At 59.9% G+C, this 15,768-nt stretch carries 12 protein-coding genes; 4 read left to right on the top strand and 8 right to left on the bottom strand.

Translation table 11 applies throughout. The features are described from left to right. The first annotated feature begins 204 nt into the window (after positions 1 to 204). Complete coding sequence (locus QRN51_RS11590) at positions 205 to 1,755, top strand: tyrosine-protein kinase domain-containing protein (protein ID WP_502870859.1); 1,551 nt, start codon at positions 205 to 207, stop codon at positions 1,753 to 1,755. A gap of 676 nt (positions 1,756 to 2,431) precedes the next feature. On the opposite strand, the gene QRN51_RS11585 is transcribed toward QRN51_RS11590, so the two are convergent. Beyond that, positions 2,432 to 2,896 carry an Lrp/AsnC family transcriptional regulator gene (locus QRN51_RS11585; protein WP_284989995.1) on the bottom strand — a complete coding sequence of 155 codons (465 nt, stop codon included), beginning with the start codon at positions 2,894 to 2,896 and terminating at the stop codon, positions 2,432 to 2,434. Between the two features lie 171 nt (positions 2,897 to 3,067). Between QRN51_RS11585 and pdhA the strand changes: the two genes are divergently transcribed. From pdhA to QRN51_RS11570, 3 genes are read left to right on the top strand one after another with little or no spacing between them, the layout of a single operon-like run. After that, positions 3,068 to 4,300, top strand: coding sequence for a pyruvate dehydrogenase (acetyl-transferring) E1 component subunit alpha (gene pdhA / locus QRN51_RS11580; RefSeq protein WP_284989994.1), 1,233 nt, complete (start codon positions 3,068 to 3,070; stop codon positions 4,298 to 4,300). After that, positions 4,297 to 5,424: an alpha-ketoacid dehydrogenase subunit beta gene (locus QRN51_RS11575; protein ID WP_284989993.1), complete on the top strand. Its 1,128-nt coding sequence runs from the start codon at positions 4,297 to 4,299 to the stop codon at positions 5,422 to 5,424. Before pdhA ends, QRN51_RS11575 begins: the two co-directional genes overlap by 4 nt. A 2-nt stretch (positions 5,425 to 5,426) precedes the next feature. Beyond that, the gene (locus QRN51_RS11570; RefSeq protein ID WP_284989992.1) at positions 5,427 to 6,881 is read left to right on the top strand and encodes a dihydrolipoamide acetyltransferase family protein; all 1,455 of its coding nucleotides are present in this window, start codon (positions 5,427 to 5,429) and stop codon (positions 6,879 to 6,881) included. Positions 6,882 to 6,939: 58 nt separating this feature from the next. On the opposite strand, the gene QRN51_RS11565 is transcribed toward QRN51_RS11570, so the two are convergent. The 7 genes from QRN51_RS11565 to QRN51_RS11535 all read right to left on the bottom strand — a co-directional run bounded on the left by QRN51_RS11565 (position 6,940) and on the right by QRN51_RS11535 (position 15,114). After that, positions 6,940 to 8,415: a hypothetical protein gene (locus QRN51_RS11565; protein WP_284989991.1), complete on the bottom strand. Its 1,476-nt coding sequence runs from the start codon at positions 8,413 to 8,415 to the stop codon at positions 6,940 to 6,942. A gap of 760 nt (positions 8,416 to 9,175) precedes the next feature. Beyond that, positions 9,176 to 9,781 (bottom strand): YdcF family protein, encoded by a 606-nt coding sequence (locus tag QRN51_RS11560; RefSeq protein WP_284989990.1) that lies wholly within the window; start codon positions 9,779 to 9,781, stop codon positions 9,176 to 9,178. 90 nt (positions 9,782 to 9,871) lie between these two features. Beyond that, positions 9,872 to 11,659 (bottom strand): sensor histidine kinase, encoded by a 1,788-nt coding sequence (locus QRN51_RS11555; RefSeq protein ID WP_284989989.1) that lies wholly within the window; start codon positions 11,657 to 11,659, stop codon positions 9,872 to 9,874. Further along, the gene (locus QRN51_RS11550) at positions 11,656 to 12,315 is read right to left on the bottom strand and encodes a response regulator transcription factor (protein ID WP_284989988.1); all 660 of its coding nucleotides are present in this window, start codon (positions 12,313 to 12,315) and stop codon (positions 11,656 to 11,658) included. Before QRN51_RS11550 ends, QRN51_RS11555 begins: the two co-directional genes overlap by 4 nt. 137 nt (positions 12,316 to 12,452) lie before the next feature. Further along, a complete protein-coding gene (locus QRN51_RS11545; protein ID WP_284989987.1) occupies positions 12,453 to 12,596 on the bottom strand; it encodes a hypothetical protein in 144 nt (47 codons plus the stop codon). A 937-nt stretch (positions 12,597 to 13,533) separates the two neighbouring features. Further along, positions 13,534 to 13,704, bottom strand: coding sequence for a hypothetical protein (locus tag QRN51_RS11540; RefSeq protein ID WP_284989986.1), 171 nt, complete (start codon positions 13,702 to 13,704; stop codon positions 13,534 to 13,536). Positions 13,705 to 14,643: 939 nt separating this feature from the next. Next, the gene (locus QRN51_RS11535; protein ID WP_284989985.1) at positions 14,644 to 15,114 is read right to left on the bottom strand and encodes a hypothetical protein; all 471 of its coding nucleotides are present in this window, start codon (positions 15,112 to 15,114) and stop codon (positions 14,644 to 14,646) included. Between the last annotated feature and the right edge of the window lie 654 nt (positions 15,115 to 15,768).

The following is a 15,768-nucleotide window of genomic DNA, read 5'->3' as shown; positions in this document are numbered from 1 at the left end:
TGACAAGTTTCCGGAGTCTCATCTCCAACCGTCGCCTTCCATCTGTCGTCGTTGGCGAGTTCTGGTCGTCGACAGTGTTTAGGGCTCCTCTTCATGGTCGGCGACGAGCTCGTGAAGGTCTTCTGGCGAGCTTGGACCGTAATCCGCAACACTTCGAAACAGCTACAATTGCCGTAACCGCAAGAATTGAGCAGTTATGGTGGCATGCCATCCGGCAGGGCTCCATTCATCGATACAGGGGGATCTGGTTTGGACCTAAGAGACTATCTGCGCATTGGGCGTCGAAACTGGATATTGCTTGTAGCCTTCACGCTCGCAGGCCTCTTAGGGGGAGGCGTTACATCCGTATTAATTCAGCCCACCTACACCGCAGAGACTCAACTTTTTGTGGCCATTCAGAGTTCCGGTACGGTGCAAGAACTGCAGCAGGGGAACACCTTCACTCAGGCTCGGGTGCAGTCATACGTCAAGACAGTGACCACTCCGGTAGTGCTGCAGCCCGCGATCGACGCGTTGGGTTTGAAGGTCACCGCTGATCAACTCGCTAAACACGTAAAAGCGAGTACGGATGTCAACACAGTCCTCATCAACATTTCGGTTTCGGACACATCGCCGGTGCAGGCGGCCGCAACCGCGCAATCTGTCGCCAACAGTCTCATCAAGGCGATCGACCTGCTTGAGAAACCGAAAACTGGCGGTACATCGCCAGTCAGCCTTTCAATCATCACGCCCGCCGAAGCCCCTTCGGAACCCTCAGCGCCCAATACGAAGTTGAATCTCTTGCTAGGCCTTGCTCTGGGACTAGTTCTGGGTATCGGCGCTGCGGTTCTCAGGACGAACCTGGATTTTCGAATTCGAGGAGAAGCCGACCTTCGCAAAATTACTGACGCTCCAGTTCTCGGCGGGATCGCGTTCCATGCTGACGCAGTTCGAAAGCCGCTCCTGACTCAATCTGGCCCGCAGAGCCCAAGGGCCGAGTCATACCGTCAGCTGCGTACAAACCTTCAGTTTGCCAATGTAGCCGGGCAAGCGAAGACCGTGTTGATCACGTCGTCCCTTCCGGGAGAAGGAAAGAGTACGACGGCGACTAACCTGGCAATTGCTCTGTCCCAGGCGGGGCAAACGGTGTGTCTCATAGATGCAGATCTTCGGCGCCCCATGGTTCATGATTATTTGGGCCTAGATAGAAATGCAGGTCTAACAACTGCTCTGGTGGGAGCTGCCGACGTAAATGATCTAATCCAACCTTGGGGTGAAGATGATCTATTTGTGCTTACTTCGGGCCAGATTCCGCCGAATCCGAGTGAACTCTTGGGCTCCGAAGAGATGAAACATCTCATTACGAGATTGGAACATGCATTCGACACAGTGATCGTTGACGCTCCTCCGCTCCTTCCGGTCACAGACGCAGCCGTATTGTCCCAGCACGTTGGAGGTGTTGTGATCGTAATCGGTTCTCAGAAGATCAAGCATCACGATTTGCGGAAGTCCCTGGACGCGCTCAAGATGGTTGACGCGAAGCTTCTCGGTGTGGTCCTTAATCGGGTTCCTATTAAGGGCCCAGATTCCTACGCATACAGCTATTACGGCGGGGAGTACGCAAGCGCTTCAAGTGACTCGAAAGCCGGTCCGTCGACCAGCTCCGGGATACAGGGTTCAAACGATGTTGGGGCCTTGGATGCTCTTGACTATGTCATGAAACCAGATGACATTAGGCAGGCCCGTTCGTTCCCGCGCGCCCGGCTGGACAAGTAGGAGACGAGCAGACTGGGCACGACTCCAGTCGCTGGCACGATCGGTCTATTTGTTCTAAGGAGAGATCTTCGCACCAGAAGGTGGCAAAGACTTCGGGGGCGCTTGAGTTTTCGGCAAGTTTCATTTGACCGTTCACCGTGGTGATTCATGAGCCTGCTATCGGAGTCGAAGAGCCCAAGGGGAGAAATCCTCTGTTCAGCCCAGCTCCTGATGGGTTCGGCGAGTCCTTCTTAGGGACAACATGTTCCGAATCCCTTACGTCGAGCGGTTCATCGCCGATACTTATTCACGGGACATTCAGGAACATCAAAAGTGGAGGATGCTTTGCCGTACGTGGACATCAATCCATATCGAAAGGCCACCCGGAAACGGTTCAAGTTCGGCGGTTTGATTGTCTTGTTGCTGGTAACGGCCGGAGTGGTCTACCTGGCGCTGTCTCGGTAGCGCTCGATGTCCATTGAAGACTACGTCGAAGGCCTGTCAACGATGCTTGGTGCTCTTGGAATTGTCGGAGGAGCTGGCATGTTGATCATCGCCCTTCGTATGCGGGGAAAGACTAAGCTGACTCGTCCTGCTTGTTGCGCTCCCGCGACAACGTGTGTCTGTCCAACGACGTAGGTTGAACGGCCTTGGAGTTCGCACGTAGCGTTCCCTGAATATGCCTCAAGCCGTGGTCCTACCGCGTATCCAGATCCTCGAACACCAGGAACGTCTGCGTATCCTGCACGCCCGGCATCGACTGCAACTGGTCGAAAATGACCCTGCGAAGGTGAATGTTGTCAGTGGCGCGGACCAGCAGGATGACGTCGAAATCGCCGCCGACAAGCGCGATGTGCTGCACCTCCGGAATGAGCCGAAGCTCTTCACGGAGCTCGCGCCACGAGTGCTGCTGCACCTTGAGCGTGACGTAGGCCGATGACTTCAAGCCGGCCTTGATGGGGTCCACAAGTGCGGTGAACTTAGTGAGCACGCCTTCGCCCGTCAGCCGGGAAATTCTCGAGTATGCATGCGCTCGACTGATGTGGACGTTTTCAGCTACCTGGGTCACGGACATCCGGCCGTCCCGTGTCAGCTCGGCAATGATGTCCCTATCCACTTGGTCAAGAGGAACTTCTGCTTGGTCGGTTTCGACCTCGGCCATCGCATCTCCAATTCGTCCACAGTGTGGGCCCGTTAGCCAGCTCACATTTGCGATTTGTCTTCCAGACTATAGGTTTCTGGCAAGCTTTTCCACGATTCTGGCCAGAGCTGGATACGAAACTTCGCTAGGGAACATACTGGTGACAAATAGTGGATACAGAAGGACGGACCAATGACGATCTCCGCGGACCATGAGCCCCAGGGTCTTGCTGACGCTCGGCCGGACGAAACCGAAGCAAACGATCAAGCTTCTGAAGTGCGGCGCAAGTTCGGAATCAGCGTGGAAGACTATATGCTGCCTGCCCGCCATCAGATCCAGATGGTCGATCCTTCTGGCGTGCTCAAGCCTGAAGCTGAACAGGGTACCGAACCCGGTCACGAATATCCCATCCCCGGCGATGCCGAACTCATGGCGGCTTACGAGCAACTGGTTGTCGGGCGACGGGTCAATGATCAGAACTCCGCCCTCGTCCGTCAGGGCCGCATGGCCGTTTACCCGTCCAGCCACGGCCAGGAGGCTTGCCAGGTAGCGGCTGCTCTGTGCCTCCGCGAAGGCGACTGGCTGTTCCCCACCTACCGCGACGCTGTGGCGGTCATGTCCCGCGGAGTGGACCCGGTGGAGACCATGACGATCTTCCGAGGCGACTGGCACGGCGGCTACGACCCCACCAAGCACAAGGTCGGCATTCAGTGCACGCCGCTGACCACCCAGCTGCTCCACGCCGTCGGAGTTGCCCATGCCGCCAAACTTCGCGGCGAAGACACCGTGGTGTTGGCAATGTGCGGCGACGGTGCCACGAGCGAAGGGGACTTCCATGAAGCTCTCAACTTCGCCGCGGTCTTCCACCTGCCTGTCATCTTCTTCGTACAGAACAACAAGTACGCGATCTCTGTGCCTCTGAGCCAACAGTCCGTGGCACCGTCGCTGGCGCACAAGGCCGTCGGTTACGGCATGGCCGGTGAGCGCGTTGACGGCAATGATCTGGTCGCGCTACTTGCCGTTCTGGACCGGGCGGTGAAACTGGCCCGTGAAGGCTCCGGCCCGCTCCTGATCGAGGCCCACACCTACCGCATGCAGGCCCACACCAACGCCGACGACGCCACCCGCTACCGGCAGGACAGCGAAGTGGCCGAGTGGACTGCCAAGGACCCCATCAGCCGCATGACGTCTTATCTCACCGGCCGAGGACTCCTCGACGACGACGGCTCGACACGAATCGCGGCAAAGGCTGAAGCCGTTGCGTCGCAGCTTCGCGAAGGCTTGGGGGAGGACGTCCCGGTCGACCCGCAGAACCTCTTCCGCTACGTCTTCTCCACACCCACTCCGCAACTGAAGGAGCAGTCCGCCTTGCTCGCCGACGAACTCGCCCGTGAGGCATCCAGCCAGAAGGAGGCAGGCAAATGAGCCCCGCCGTCACCACATCCTCTGAGGCCACCGAGCACGCCGCAATCGGTGATGTCAGCTCTGCCACCGCCAGTGCGGCAGCCAGCGCAGCCGCAGTCGCCGAAGCCTCCGGCCCGCAGACCATCACCATGGCCAAGGCCCTCAACACCGCGATGGCGGACGCCATGGAGGCCGACTCGTCCGTCCTGGTATTCGGTGAAGACGTTGGTCGCCTCGGTGGCGTCTTCCGGATCACCGATGGCCTCATGGCCAAATTCGGAGAGCAGCGGTGCTTCGATACCCCGTTGGCCGAGTCCGGCATCGTGGGCATGGCAGTAGGTATGGCCATGAACGGAATGCGGCCCGTAATTGAGATGCAGTTCGACGCCTTCGCATACCCGGCCTTCGAACAGATAGTCAGCCACGTCGCCAAGATGCACAACCGAACCAAGGGCGCCGTCACGCTGCCCATGGTCATCCGCGTCCCGTATGCCGGCGGGATCGGCGGCGTAGAGCACCACTGCGACTCGTCCGAGTCCTACTACGCCCACACCGCCGGCCTAAAGGTCTACACGCCGGCGACGGTAGCGGACGGCTACCGCATGCTTCGCGAAGCCATCGATTCCGACGATCCCGTCATGTTCATGGAACCCAAGAAGCTCTACTGGTCCAAAGACCAGGTAGATTTGGGCGCCCTGCGCGCCGAACACGCCGCGAATGCTGCGACAGGATCCAGCAGCGAGGGCCGCGCCGCCGTCGCGCGCCCCGGCACTGATGCAACGCTCATTGCCTACGGCCCCTCGGTCCCGACCGCACTTGCCGCCGCGGCTGCGGCGGCTGAAGAGGGCCGCAGCCTTGAAGTGATTGATGTCCGCTCCATCGTGCCCTTCGACGACGAAACAGTCTGCGCATCGGTGCGCAAGACCGGCCGAGCTGTTGTCATCGCCGAGGCTCACGGATTCGCTTCCGTATCCTCCGAAATCGTGGCCCGGGTGCAGGAGCGCTGCTTCCATTATCTGGCCGCGCCCATCCGCCGCGTGACCGGCTTCGATGTCCCGTACCCGGCTCCGAAGCTGGAGCACTACTACTTGCCGAGCGTCGACCGCATCCTCGACGCCGTTGACGACCTTCAATGGGAGAACTGACCATGAGCACAGAAATGCAGGTGTTCCTGCTGCCGGACCTGGGCGAGGGCCTCACCGAGGCTGAACTCGTCAACTGGCTTGTGGCCGTGGGCGACGAGATCCGCGTGGATCAGCCGATCGCTGAGGTTGAAACCGCCAAATCCATGGTGGAGGTGCCTTCGCCGTACGCAGGCATAGTCGCCGTGCTGCACGGTGAAGCCGGCCAGACGCTGGACGTTGGGAAGCCGCTGATCTCGGTGGCTCCTGTCGGTGCTTCGGTTGCTGTTAAGCCTGAGCCTGAGCCTGCGGAAGAAAAGGTCCCTGCGGCGCCCGCGGTGGCCGTCGCTGCCGAGACCTACCGGACCGAAGAGAAAGCCGGATCCGGGAACGTCCTCATTGGCTACGGCACATCCGGAGGCGGCGAAGCCCGCCGTACCCGGCCGCGGAAGATGTCTGGTGGGTCTGCCGTTGCTGTGACCTCGGAGCCCGACTTTGCCGAACTCTCGTTGTCCCGTACGCGGATCCCAGGGAAGCTCTCCGCCGTGATTTCCCCATTGGTGCGCAAGATGGCCCGGGACCATGGAGTCTCGTTGGACGCCGTGCCTGGCTCGGGGGAGAGCGGGCTCATCCTGCGCCGCGATATTGAGGCCGCCATCGGAGGGGCCACGCGCGAGACCGCTCCCGTTGAGGTGCCCGCCGTTACGCAGTCTTCCAGCGGAGTCCAGCCTTCCACCGGAGTCCAGGACGCCCGTACCGGCTTGACCGTGGCATCGCGCACTCCGGTCCGTGGGATACGTAAAGCTGTTGCGGCCAACATGACCCGCAGCCGTTCCGAGATCCCAGAGGCAACTGTCTGGGTGGACGTTGACGCTACCGCGCTCCTTGAGATGCGTGCAGAACTCAAGAAGCGCGATCCGCACGGCGCTCCCGGCCTGCTCGCGTTCATCGCTCGTTTTGTCACAGCCGGACTAAAAAAATTCCCCGAGCTGAACACCCGGTTTGTCACGGCCGAGGATACGGCCGGCGGTGTGATGCAGGAGATCATCGCATTCGACGGCATCAACCTTGGCTTCGCCGCACAGACGGACCGCGGACTCGTGGTTCCCTCAGTCCGTAACGCCCATCTGTTGAACGCCCGCGAACTCGATACCGAAATCCGTCGGCTCACTGCCGTCGCACGCGACGGCAAGGCAACTCCGACGGAGTTGGCCAGCGGCACCTTCACCCTGAACAACTACGGAGTGTTCGGAGTGGACGGATCCGCTGCGATCATCAACTACCCCGAGGTTGCCATGCTCGGTGTGGGCCGCATTATCGACAAGCCCTGGGTGGTGGACGGCCAGCTTGCAGTCCGCAAGGTCACCGAGTTGACGCTGGCATTTGACCACCGCGTTTGTGATGGCGAGACGGCTGCGGGTTTCCTGCGGTATGTTGCGGACGCGATCGAGAACCCTGGGACGGTGCTGGCGGATTTGTAGGGTCAGCGAAGGTATCCGGATGTTTAGGACGTCGATGGTCCGAACATTTCCGCTTGCCTCACGCTATTCCTATCCACGTGTTAGCCGCAGTCGCAACATAAATGCGTTGGTTTGCGGTGCTAGGAGTGTCTTTTCGGAAGTAATAGTCCCCGGCGACTGACCCGACCACGTTGGGCGCGCCGTTTCCCGAGTACATCCCTGAACCCAGGCCAGCCGTTGTTCCGGGGGTAATAGCTCCGGTAGCACCGTTCATTGATGCGAGAGTGGCTGCGGATCCGTTGGCGGCGAAGAAACTAGTTCCTTGGGTGACCAAGTTGCCTTGGGCGTTGACGCGGACGCGGAGGTTTGACCCGCTGTCAAACCATTCCGTAAGGTTTTTCGCCTGCCCTTTCTGAGCATTGATGCGCAACGCCGTCGTGTTCGGTGTTGTTGGGTCGAGCATGAGCTGACCATTAGTGGTTGCGAATGATCCTGAGGCAATGACAGCGCCACTTATGGTCGCTCCTGAGAAGGCAGTGTAGGCGACGATGGTCCGACTAGATGAGTCCAACATGAACGTGCCGCCGCCAGCTGGAAGGGTCGCACCATGATTAGTGGTAAGTGTCTGCGGCGTGGTTGTCAGGGTATATGCGCCGGAAAGTGTGCCATAGCTCGCGGTGGGCTGCCCAACTTGAACTAGCGACGTCGATCCGTCCTTGTCGCCTCCATATTTGGCCTTGAATGCAGTGCCAGCGGAGCGACCTACACTGAGTTGGGTTTCGGAATTTGCTGGATCAATGACATACACACCGAAAGCGGTTGCGGCACCGGACGCTACTTGCTGCCAATAGGCTACGTATTTGTCAATACTGCCTGTTGCGCCGGGGTCGGTTTGGGTGGAGGTCTTGAAGCCATACCCGGAGGCGACGTGCGCTGTGCCGAGGACGTTGAGACGGGTCCCCATACCGCCGACAGGGGCGGTGTCCCCGGCTACGGCCTGGACCGCGCCCTCGACGCGAACATTGGCTTCCCAGCCAATTACCGGCTTCGCCTGCGCCCAGCCAATGTTGCCGTCGTCTTTGAGATATGTCGTAGACGAACCGCCTTCTGCGCTGTCATCGGTGGTTGGGCCGTAGTAGAGCGTGTTCCCGAAGAGGCCCTGCGTTGTCTTGAGCACTGGACTGCCGGGCGAGGCAAAGCCGAACCGCTTGTACCATCCCAGTCCGCCAGCAATCCCAGACGGCGAACCTGAACCAGCGAATCCCATGCTTCCGGCATCCCCAAAAATAGGGGTTGTGGGGTAAGTTCCGGAAGCGTCTGCAACCCGATAAAGGCCTGTCCCCGTGGCAACCACCGGAACGTACGTTGGGCTGAGGTTCCAATCGGCCGCGCTATAGCTTGCCCCTGAAGTAAAACTCCTCTTCGCCGTGACCATGTCACCGGACGGGTTGAGGACAGGGGAACCAACAATGTAGGCGGTGTTTGGTTGCCATTTCAGGACGTAATTGGCGGCGAGATCACTGGTGCCGATTCCTGTCTGTGCCAGCCCGGACAACTCGGCTGCTTGGGCCCGCTCGGCCTCGAAGCTTGAAGCTGCGAAGACACCTGTCACCGCTGTCGCGAGAGCTCCAAGCTTGAATACGCCACGGCGTTTGATACTGGCGGCACCCCCCAGCGGCGCACCTCGTTCCTCAGATTCGTTGTACATGACCGACCACAATCCCAGATGGTGTTGATAGGAGACCGTTGATCGACCAGGAAGAGCTGCGCAGGTGGTCGGGAGCTTGAAGAAGCCCCGAGGTAGTACGCATTCCTACTGGTAGATCGACATGTCCAAACGCTAAGTGCGCGGGATTCCCCTAACCACAGTAGCTATTACGCCTTTTTAGCCGTCCATACTCGCTTCTGCCGGCTGAGCTACGTATTTCATTCGATGAGATTTAGCCTGAACACTCGCGGCAGAGGCGGCGGAGCCACACACTATTTGCCGAAACTTGGCGTGCGATAGCACAGCTTCATGGCTGGTCGGCGAAATTGAAAATAGGGTCTGACGTGGGAGTACGTCGAAAGAGCCCTGTCTGTGGAGATGCTCACTGCAGGGGTTGGGCTTGTAAGGTTTGAATTTCCTTAAGAATCAAGTACTGCACGTTCAGGGTTTTAGTTACTAAGGTGGCTTACTAAAATTTAGCGAATCTTATGGCGGAATCCGGCAACCGTCCGGGCAAGCTGGGCAATTGTGGAATCCGCTGCGGGCGGGACCATGTCGCGATTATTCGAGTTCTTTTATAAATATTCTGGAGGAATTACTTTTTGACTCAGCAGTCCGGGTGGATCGCAACCTTGACGAAGGCCGCCGTCTGGTAGAGGTACTGGTATGCCCAGGAATACGTTGGGTCAGTCAAGGAAACCACCGGCACATCCATCCTGTCAGCGACCATATGCAGGTTTCCTGAATAGCAGCGGCTTACGATCACTCGGGCCCTTGTCACGTGGAACTGGGCGGTCAGGACGTCAGCGCTCTTCCAGCCATACTGATCCGAGAGGTCTTTTAGTGCCCGCGCTTCGCCTTGGGTAGTGAACGGATCGGGGTTGAAGCAGATAATCCGGTACGACCGGTGATCGCCACATATTGCCGCTTCGAATCTGCCGTCCTTCCCCACCGGGCTCGAGACAGCAATGGTTGGTGCGTACCCCTGCTGCATCAGCTGTTCGGCATAGACCATGCGTTGGTCCGGGGGCCCGAGCACGAACAGCACATCCGCGTGCTTCGGTTCGTCAGCTGGCGGGGCTACATACAGAAAGATGCCGGCAACGGCCCAGAAGATCGCCAAGGCTGCAATGACTGCAAACGAGCGAAAGAACAGACGCTTCTTTCGGGTAGGCGGTTTTGCCTGTATTTCGTGATCGCGGAGAAGAGTCATACCGTCCTCTGACCAATGCGGGGATGTGGGCGGCAGCGCTGCACTGGATCTAAGACTACTATCTGCTAACCCCAAGACCCATCGGCTGACTCATTGAAGGACCACCCGAAGGACGACGTTTTCGCCATCCGCACTGAGTGTCACTTCCTTGGACAGGGCCTGAAGCGTCGTCATCCCGAGGCTGGGGCGGACCGGGCCTCGGAGCCGGCCAGGGGAACTGATGCTTATGTGAATGGCGCCGGTGTCGGCCGCCGATCGTGTCGGGCGCGGTTCAGGAACCGATATTGTGACCCAGACATTGTTTCGTTCGCCATGGCGGATGGCGTTGGTGAATCCCTCGGAGAGCACCTCGATGACTGCCTCAGCCCTGGCCGGGTCCTCGTCGCATAGCGCCCACACGCCGGGATCAATGTCGCACGCGAGCTTCAGCACACGCCCCCAGGTACCCACCAGATCCCGGATGCTGGACGCTCCGCGCACCGACTGCCCGTGTGGCTCTTCCAAGATCTCACTCTGCGCAGCAGCCACGGCGCTGGCCAGGATGTCCCTAACGTCCTGCGGGGCCAGATCCTCGTCCGCGTCGTTCCCTCTGGAGCCGGCCAGGGCGAGGGCGCTCGAAACCAGGTTTCCTTGCAGCTTTGTGTGCAGGATCCTGGCGACCCTCCGGCGGGTGTGGAGCAGCTTTTGGTGCGCGCGGTCTGCAAGCTTGAGTAGCTCGTTGAGCGAGCGTGCCAGCCTGACTTCGTGCCGCCGTCGTCGGCGTTCGGCAGCTCGAAGAACCGCCACGGTGAGCGCAGTCAGCGGATAAGCCCAGAGGGCGGCCCAGTAGAAGAACGGGGCATAGCCGAACGCCTCCTGCAGCATGCAGGTCACCGACGCGCCAAGTGCGGCCGTGCCCGCGTAGCAGAGGGGCATGGCGGAAATTCGCCGCAGGGGAGTGGCGATCCTCCGTACCGTCCGGGCGGTCGCCGCGTTCCCGACGAGCAGGATGGCCCCGCCCACAACCCACTGAACCAGTAGGAAGAGGAGGCCGTATTCCGTCAGCAGTCGCACTGCGATGAGTGATTCGAAGAGCAGCACAGGCAATGCGAGCGGTGCAGCTCTGATCAAGTGCGTGAGTCCCTCGGTGCGTTCTGCGCGGGAAGGCGGCCGCGGAGGGGGTGTCTCAGGGGGCAAAGGGGTGTGGTCGTGGAAGAGTTGGTGGCTCATCGGGCGGACGACTTCATCGGAGATGGTCCGCAGCAGGCGTGAGGCCTCGGACCGGTCGAGGGTTGCGCTCATCCGGGCAGCGAGGACCGTGTCAAGGCGCTTGGAGAGTTCGGCGACATAGTCGGAACGGATCGAGCGCAAGCGGTGCTCATCGAATCCGAGCTGAGCCTCGATCGCAGCCTGGGCAGCGCGGAGCCGGCGTTCAAGCACGGCGTGCCCGCGGATGGAGTCCGTCAGCATCGCGATCGCCGAGAGGAAAACCAGGGCTGCGCCGATATTGATGAGGACGCGGGCCCAGAGATCTTCACTCAGGTCCGCGATATTCAGGGTCCCCGCGGACCAAGCCACCAGGAGCGGGCGGCAGGCGCCCAGGAACGCGAAGGTGCCGAACGCCGTCGTAATTCTGCCTTTGAGGCTCGGGCGAGCCGTGATCAAAGGGCGAAGAAGCATCCCCACAAGGCCAAGCACCACGTGCACAAGAAACACGACCGCCGTACCGGAACTTTCCTCAGCCAGCGGGACCGATCCCGTCCCAGCGAGCGTGACCGACCCGGCAAACATATTCATGACCGTCAGCGCCAAGGGCAAGGTCAGAAGCCACGACCAGAAGCTCAAGGCATTCATACTGCCGATACCCCGGGCCCAGAATGCGGGGGAGCGGCCGCTCATTGATCGCTATCGGCAGGGGCCGGCAACCCAAACGTGCGCGAGTACAGCGTGGCCGCGGCAACCCGCGGATTGACGTCCGGATTCCGGTTCAGGCCGAGGGCCTCGAACGTGCGCGAGACGGCCTTCTCCACGGAGCGCATGCTGCTTCCCCGTTGTTTGGCGATTTCAGCGTTCGACCATCCCTCCGCGATCAAGCGCAGGATATCCAACTGCACGCGGGTCAGCGCGCCGAGCTTCGCTGCGCCAGACTCCACCGGGGGAGTCACCGTGACGGGAAGCTCCACGAGGGTCGAGTTCACTGCACTGATGAGGCCGTCCACGGAGTCAAGGGACGACTTGTTGACGAACGTTGATCCCGCCGGCAACTCGGAAAAGGGAGCTTCCGACGGATAGTTCGTCAGGAAAACGATGGCGCACCCCGGGGAGAGCGACTTCACCACGTGCGCCAGCTCGACGCCGTTGGGCCGGGATCCCAGGTCGATGTCAGTCACAAGAACATCGGGATCGACGGCGGCGAACATCGATATGGCCTCGGACGCGGAGGCGCAGTCATGCACGTCGAATTCCGCGCCCCTCAAAGCCTCGGCGACAAGCCCGCGCATGAACGGTTGATCTTCGACAACCAGTACCCGCCGAACCCACCCCATAGCCCCCATGGTTGAAGGGTATCCGAGCACACCCAGTGATTCACCGGCAGCAGCCAGTTGTTACGGCTCAGGACAGATCACGACGGCGGCGCTTTCGTTGCGTTTCGCGACGCCGGCTGCCGTAGTGCTTGCCTGAGGCTTCGGCCTCAGTGGCGGAGGGCGATCGTGACGACGAAGATTGTGGCGGCGCCCAAAATAGCCAATCCAACGTAGGACAGCTTCCGCTGAAACCTTCTCCGACGCTCGCGCCGTTCATCCCTGGCCAGATATCCCGTGCTGTAGTTCCCCATGCCGCGAGGATAGCCCCGGTGAATTTGCGCTCGCCTCCAGGGGTTCGGTTATTGCGACCGGTTTGGCTGCCCGCCTACTCCGGGGTAGCGCGGCTGACCACTCAATTTCGCAGCGATCACCACTCAAATTCGCAGGGATTACCACTCAAATTCGAGCAAACGGCCACCTATCGGTCCTTTTCGACGATAGCGTTCGTTGTGGGTTAGCCGCCCCCGGAGTGGGGTAGCCGCCCCCGGATGGTGCGCCCGATACGTCAGCCCCCTGAGATACCGGGCGTGAGACTTTGCTTTCGGAGCAGCCAAGTCTGTGGCCGGCCAAACCGACTGGCCGGCCACACCATTCGACAGGATGGACTACCGGTTACTGTGTCCCATAGTCCATCCACCCAGAACCCCGCCCGCGCAAACTATCACGCCAATAATGAGTAGCCGGTTTCTTACGTGCGCAAAAATATGTGGTGTTTGAAATTGAAGGTCCTATTCATAGCGCAGGATTCCATTCCGCGGGTTCTAGACCGCAAGTGGAAGTATTAATTGCCAAAACGACGAAGGGTGGGCGGCTCAATCCGAGCCGCTCACCCTTCTAAACGGTCTCCTCCATTTGCCCCTTAGCTAATTTTCACGGCCGGGAGGGGATCAGGAACGGACGTTCCGACAGACAGTGACGAGAGCAGAATTACAATGTTCATCACCAGAGCGGCCAGACTGACTAAGAGTGCTATGCGGTACGCGTGCTGACCGGTGCTGCGCTTACCGGCAATAGCCCACACCAACTCAAGCACGGACAGCGCAGCCCCCAGAAGCGGGTGAAGGACTGTCAGGACGCCCCCAATGACCCCGACAATTACGCACAGTCGGGAAAACCGGATGCCGCTTTCGGTACCATTTACGTTCGCGGTCAATTTGAAACCCTTGTCCTAGTAGATCTCATCAGAGTTCACGAATCCGGCTCGCGGTAGGCGTGCACCATGGGGTCGGCGTGATCCAGCTCGGCTGCGCGCGCACGCACGGCCTTCTTCCTCCGGTGAAGTACTACTTCATTGATCACGTAAGAAACCAGGACCAGAGATGGCAAGAGGATTTGAAGCCACAGGTCCCAATTGGTCATAAAAAGGGGCGCCAAGGATGCTCCAAACATCGGCGCATGCGCGCACGAGTACCATTTCACGATTGCCTTCTCTCAGAAGCCGCAGTCTCGACCAGGCATATCCCGGAGCGGAGCGGACGGTTTAGAAAGGTTGATTCCATAGCACTTTGTGGCAACCAGACTGGCGCCCCTGAACGCGCCACTGATGATACCGATGGCCGATATGGCTCCGCTAGCACCGCTCACCCTACAAATCAGATTCACGACCGTTGCGATCCATCCGGTGAGCTTGCTGAATGTGCAGCCTACCCACGTTCCACCGACGAACACCGCGGCCGAGAGTCCCGCTAGCACCTGCAACTCGGCGCCGGTGAGAGCGAGGACTGGCCACGGGACCGAACCGTCAGCTTCCACCTTTGCGGTGGATCCGGCCGCGAGAGCTAATGGGAATCGGTAATCGCGCAGTGCTTTGTCCGATTCGACCGTGATCAGCGTTTGCGAGCCGTGTGGGGTGCTGTAGGTGGTCGTTGTCGCGCCGGACAGGGCGGTTGTTAGAAGTGGTGCGCCTTCGCCAATAAAGTGCCCGATCGGGACGCCCTTAAGCTGGGCAGGTCTCGTCTCTGACCTTTTGCCGGGAACGGTAATCCGTACCGCACCCCAGGGGGGGGTTGCGTTTGGACTGCCGCGGTTCCGGGGGCGTTCCCGTCCATCACATCCACGCCGTCGTACTTCTTGGCGTAAGGATGGTCGCAATCAAAGAAAGACATGCGGTAGCTGAGCCAAAAATATGTAGACGTCGCAATTGAGGCTCCTATTCATATAGGTGCCCCCTGAGACCCGCAGCTTGCAAGAAATCATACGGTCTTTTTGCCTTTGTTGGAAGGGAATTTCGAGCAAAACTCGTCTTACGTGAGTTCTTAAATTTGCATTTCAAAAGGAGGATTAGCGAGTCGGCTGTGGTTAGATTTCTCGATCTACGCCTCGATAGTCACTCGCCGTTCCCCGGCGGGACACGGGCTGCGAAGCCTTCCGGCAACCCGCGCGGGGGACTAGGATGCCGGAATGAAAGTTACCTTGCTCCGCGGGGAGGGCGATGGCGGCCCCGATTGCCCACATCAATTCGTTGGTCGCTGCGATGATTGCCGCGACGCCGAACGAAATTCGAGTAGTGAATCCGGCGGCCATGAGCCAGCCGGCCCCAGCGATTAGTCGGCGTGGAGCCACCGAGAGGTGTTCTTCGTCGGTACTCGCTCCAAATGAATAGATGGAATCCATGCGGATTACCGTGATTGCGCGGGTCACGACGGCGGCGCCCTCGCGCGGCGCTGGACAGCTGCGGGCCATGACGTGACTACGCTCGGCCAGAACGGCGGTGATGCCACCGGCGCCGACGTCGTGGTGGTCGCCATCCCGGGAGACTCGATCGCCCAACAGGTCAAAGCGATTGTCGGCGGCCCCACCGCAAGGCGTTCAACACCAATTTCGCTTCGATCTATGACGCCGTCGACGCCGAACCACTGCCGCCCGGAACCCTCTTCGCCTCCGACCCCGACGCTCTCGAGGCGACCGAGCAACTCATCCCGGACGCAGGATTCGAACCGATCCATCTTGGTGACCTGGCGAGGGCTCCGCTACTGGAAAGCCTCATCGCCCTGACCTCAACCCTCGACCGGGGAGAACTGGGCCCGTTCTTCTACCGCTTCCACCGCCCGGGCGACCGTGGCGGCACGCTTAAGCCTCAACCCAAGCTGAGCGGCGGAGCGACTCGCTCTCGGACCCCGAGGATCTCTCTGTCCGCTTGCAGCGGACCGGCGTTCAACATCTCAGGCCCCGCTGCATCTTCATCAAGCTGTTGACACCGGTCCTTCTGACAACCTCCCCGCGGCCGTGAACCGCGAGCCGTGCACAGGGTCGTGCCCGCACTTGTTGGCGTCATTGCCATGCGCGAACCCATCCAAGAAGACACTTCCGACATGCCGTTTGACACTCGTATCTAGGTCTTGAACATGACGCTAAATGGATTTAGCCTTGGAGAGCACGCCTTCTGACAAATCTCTTCAGAGCCCAAAGACAAGGGAGACCTTT

It is taken from the genome of Arthrobacter sp. efr-133-TYG-120, assembly GCF_030209785.1.
Classification (GTDB): Bacteria; Actinomycetota; Actinomycetes; order Actinomycetales; family Micrococcaceae; genus Arthrobacter.
The sequence above is the reverse complement of the archived record's forward strand: the minus strand, read 5'-3'. Positions and strand labels throughout refer to the sequence as shown.

Excerpts from the sequence above, each read along its gene's own strand:
- QRN51_RS11590 (WP_502870859.1), top strand. The coding sequence starts at position 205 with ATGCCATCCGGCAGGGCTCCATTCATCGATACAGGGGGATCTGGTTTG.
- QRN51_RS11585 (WP_284989995.1), bottom strand. The coding sequence starts at position 2,896 with ATGGCCGAGGTCGAAACCGACCAAGCAGAAGTTCCTCTTGACCAAGTG.
- pdhA (WP_284989994.1), top strand. The coding sequence starts at position 3,068 with ATGACGATCTCCGCGGACCATGAGCCCCAGGGTCTTGCTGACGCTCGG.
- QRN51_RS11575 (WP_284989993.1), top strand. The coding sequence starts at position 4,297 with ATGAGCCCCGCCGTCACCACATCCTCTGAGGCCACCGAGCACGCCGCA.
- QRN51_RS11570 (WP_284989992.1), top strand. The coding sequence starts at position 5,427 with ATGAGCACAGAAATGCAGGTGTTCCTGCTGCCGGACCTGGGCGAGGGC.
- QRN51_RS11560 (WP_284989990.1), bottom strand. The coding sequence starts at position 9,781 with ATGACTCTTCTCCGCGATCACGAAATACAGGCAAAACCGCCTACCCGA.
- QRN51_RS11555 (WP_284989989.1), bottom strand. The coding sequence starts at position 11,659 with ATGAGCGGCCGCTCCCCCGCATTCTGGGCCCGGGGTATCGGCAGTATG.
- QRN51_RS11550 (WP_284989988.1), bottom strand. The coding sequence starts at position 12,315 with ATGGGGGCTATGGGGTGGGTTCGGCGGGTACTGGTTGTCGAAGATCAA.
- QRN51_RS11545 (WP_284989987.1), bottom strand. The coding sequence starts at position 12,596 with ATGGGGAACTACAGCACGGGATATCTGGCCAGGGATGAACGGCGCGAG.
- QRN51_RS11540 (WP_284989986.1), bottom strand. The coding sequence starts at position 13,704 with ATGACCAATTGGGACCTGTGGCTTCAAATCCTCTTGCCATCTCTGGTC.